Annotated in this window: 3 protein-coding genes and 2 tRNA genes; 3 read left to right on the plus strand and 2 right to left on the minus strand. The window is 72.7% G+C overall.

The genetic code is table 11. From position 1 onward, the window contains the following. Positions 1-534: 534 nt before the first annotated feature. Together WDW90_RS36015 and WDW90_RS36020 are read right to left on the minus strand one after the other, a co-directional pair. Complete coding sequence (locus WDW90_RS36015; RefSeq protein ID WP_336492538.1) at positions 535-1,188, minus strand: protein-L-isoaspartate O-methyltransferase family protein; 654 nt, start codon at positions 1,186-1,188, stop codon at positions 535-537. A 217-nt stretch (positions 1,189-1,405) separates the two neighbouring features. Further along, a tRNA-Cys gene (locus tag WDW90_RS36020) sits at positions 1,406-1,479 on the minus strand. 228 nt (positions 1,480-1,707) lie between these two features. Here WDW90_RS36020 and WDW90_RS36025 point away from each other — a divergent pair. From WDW90_RS36025 to WDW90_RS36035, 3 genes are all read left to right on the plus strand, one after another. Continuing rightward, a tRNA-Asn gene (locus tag WDW90_RS36025) sits at positions 1,708-1,783 on the plus strand. A gap of 196 nt (positions 1,784-1,979) precedes the next feature. After that, a complete protein-coding gene (locus tag WDW90_RS36030; RefSeq protein ID WP_336492539.1) occupies positions 1,980-2,213 on the plus strand; it encodes a hypothetical protein in 234 nt (77 codons plus the stop codon). A 125-nt stretch (positions 2,214-2,338) separates the two neighbouring features. Continuing rightward, positions 2,339-2,545 (plus strand): hypothetical protein, encoded by a 207-nt coding sequence (locus WDW90_RS36035; protein WP_336492540.1) that lies wholly within the window; start codon positions 2,339-2,341, stop codon positions 2,543-2,545. The last annotated feature ends 316 nt before the right edge of the window (positions 2,546-2,861 follow it).

Raw genomic sequence — 2,861 nt, forward strand, 5'->3', positions numbered from 1 at the left:
GTCGGTCGCCCGCACGCCCGCGCGGCCCGCATTGAGCTGCGGGTTGCCCCCGTAGGCGCGCGCCATCGCGCTCTCCAGCGTCTCGGCCCAGGCCGGGCTGGCAGCCGCGATGCCGGCGGCGGCGGCCAGCCGAAGCGCGGTGCGCGTCGCAGGTTTGCGTCTTCTCACGTCGATCAGCCCTTGCGGTTTCTCGAAGGAACCGGATTTTCCGTCTCGCGACGGTTGTAGCGCGGGACTACGCGCGATCCGGTTAAGCCCGCCCTAGCGCCGACTTTAGCCGAGCTTGAACCTCGCGGCCCAGGGGCGCGGGGGTCCGAGCCGAAGAATCGTGACGGGGTGCCGCAAAAAGGCGACACTCGCGACGCAGGTATTCGGCCGGTCTTTGCAGATCGGGCGTTGCAAGCCGGGCTGCACGCGGCAATCCATGCGCCGAATGTCACGATTCGTACGGAAGCACCCGGCGGCGGTCCGGGCAAGCGGCCTGCCTGCCCGCCATCCGGCGGGGCGCCGGGAATCAGCCCCGGCCCGGCGGCCTCAGAAGGAGAAGCCCGCCTCGGCCGCGAAGGCGGCGAGGCCCGGAAGGTTGGCGTCGAACAGGGGGCGCGCGCCGAAGGCGTCGCCCGCCCGCACGAACAGGGTCGTCTTGGCGGAGCGATCCCGCCCCATCACGCAGACGAGGCGCCCGCCGTCCTTGAGCTGGTCGAGCAGGGCCTGCGGGCGCAGCTCGACGCGCCCCTCGACCAGGATGGCGTCGTAGGGCCCGTGCCCGGCGGCCCCCGCGGCGAGCGGCGCCTCGACGATCTCGGCCGTGCCGCCGAGCCGCTCGCGCGCGGCCGCCGCGAGCCCCGGCACCGGCTCCAGGGCCACGACGCGGGCGCCGAGGCGGGCCATGAGGGCGGCCGCGTAGCCGTAGCCCGCCCCGACATCGAGGATCCGGGCGCCGGGCTCGATCGCGAGCGCCTGGATCATGCGCGCCAGCACCATCGGGGCCGGCAGGAAGCGGGCGTCGCCGTCCGCCCCGCCGAGCCGCAGGGTCTGGTCGATATAGGCGAAATCCTCCCGGCCCGGCGGCACGAAGCGCTCGCGCGGGACCGCGTCGAACGCGTCGAGGACCGCGATGTCGTTCACGTCGAAGGTCCGGAGCTGGCAATCGACCATGAGGCGTCGCGCCTGCGCGTAATCGAGCATGGTGGCCGTGTTCCCTCGACGCCTGTCGGTCAGCGCGCCGCGCGTCCCGCGCGCCCGGGGCGGGGCGGGGCGGCGCTCAAAGCTGGCGGGTTGTCGTGGATCGGCCGGAAAAAGGCAAGGTTCTCGCGCCGGCCTCGCGAGCGCCCGGATCCGCACGACGCCGCGACGCGCCCGCAGGCCCGCGCTCGGTCCTAGGAATGAGCATGGCTCTGAAGTGTGGAGGCCTCGGAGGGAATCGAACCCCCGTGCAAGGATTTGCAGTCCTCTGCGTAACCACTCCGCCACGAGGCCGTCCGGCGGCCGGCCCCGCGGGCCCGCACGCTCCCCCCGAGCCGGGCGGCCGGCACGGGGAGAGCGGTCTCTAGCAGAGGCATGGCGGCCTGGGCAACGGTGTTTCTCGCGCGGTCCGGTCCGCCGGCGGAGCGCGCGGCGGGCGCCCGCCCTGTGACGGAATCGTCAAACAACCCGCACAAGCACCCTTGCGCCCGGCATCCGCGATGTGTAGACACCCGGCCGTGGTCCCCGATAGCTCAGTTGGTAGAGCAAGCGACTGTTAATCGCTTTGTCGCAGGTTCGAGTCCTGCTCGGGGAGCCAGCACCCTCTCCTCCACCAGTATCCGTGCGGTTTTACGCTGTCGGGCCGAGCGGCTGAACGCCCCGCGCCTTGGCCGCGCCTCGGCTTTGTGCCGGCGCCTCCTGCGGCTCCCGATCCGAACCCGCCCGGACGGCCCTGCCCGCCCCGGTCGAACCCGCCGCGCGGCCGCGCGTTGATCCCTCCCGAGGAGGCGACGATGCCCGACAGGCCGAGCAGGACCGGACATCCGGGCGAGGACCCCCGCGATGCGGAGCGCGCCCCGCACGACGCGCCCCCGAGGCGGCCCGGAGACGCGCCGGCGGCGGGTGTCGCGGCGGGCCGGAGGGACCCGGCGACCGACACCGCGCCCATGACCGCGCCAATGCCCCCGGGCGACGGGCCGGGCTTCGACACCGAGGAGGCGGCCGCCTATCGCGAGAACGACGCCTGAGCGGCCGCGCGGCGGTCGGGACGCCCCGGCACGGGCCGGGGATGCAGACCAGACCACGCGAAAAAACAGGCTGCGCCGCCGCGCCGCCCGGTTACCATCCCGGCACAAGAAGGAAGGAGCCCGGGATGGAAACGAAGCAGAGAGAGCTCGAGGCGCGGATCGTCGCGATCGAGTACGCCCTCCAGGTCATCGTCAACTGCCTGTCCGATCGCGAATCCCTCGACCGGGAGAAGCTCCTGCGGCTGCTCCGGACGGCCTCCGAGGAGCCCAGGGCCGGGGCCTCGAACCCGAGCGTCCCGGCGGCTTTGGGCGCGCTCGCGGAACGGCTCTGACCACCCTCCCGCCGGTGCCGGGCCCGCCCGGGGGCGCGGGATCGGCGCCGCGGGCCGACCGCGCGTGGCAGGACCGCCACGCCTGCACGGTCCGAAGCAACCTTGAGTAAAATTTCGGCACGATCCGAAGATGAAAACCAGCAGGGCTTAAGACCTCGTCAGTCATTCCGCGGCGTTCTGGTCGGCGATCACGAGCTGAATCGCGAGCCAGGATGTCATGACCGCGCTGAGTGTCTATGTCGGCAACGATCCTGCGGCTCTTGCGGCCTACCAGGCCTGGCTTGGCCGGCCGGTGGACGACGTCCTGTTCTACCTC

Origin of the sequence: Methylobacterium nigriterrae (assembly GCF_037106235.1) — a bacterium.
GTDB classification, from domain to species: Bacteria; Pseudomonadota; Alphaproteobacteria; order Rhizobiales; family Beijerinckiaceae; genus Methylobacterium; species Methylobacterium nigriterrae.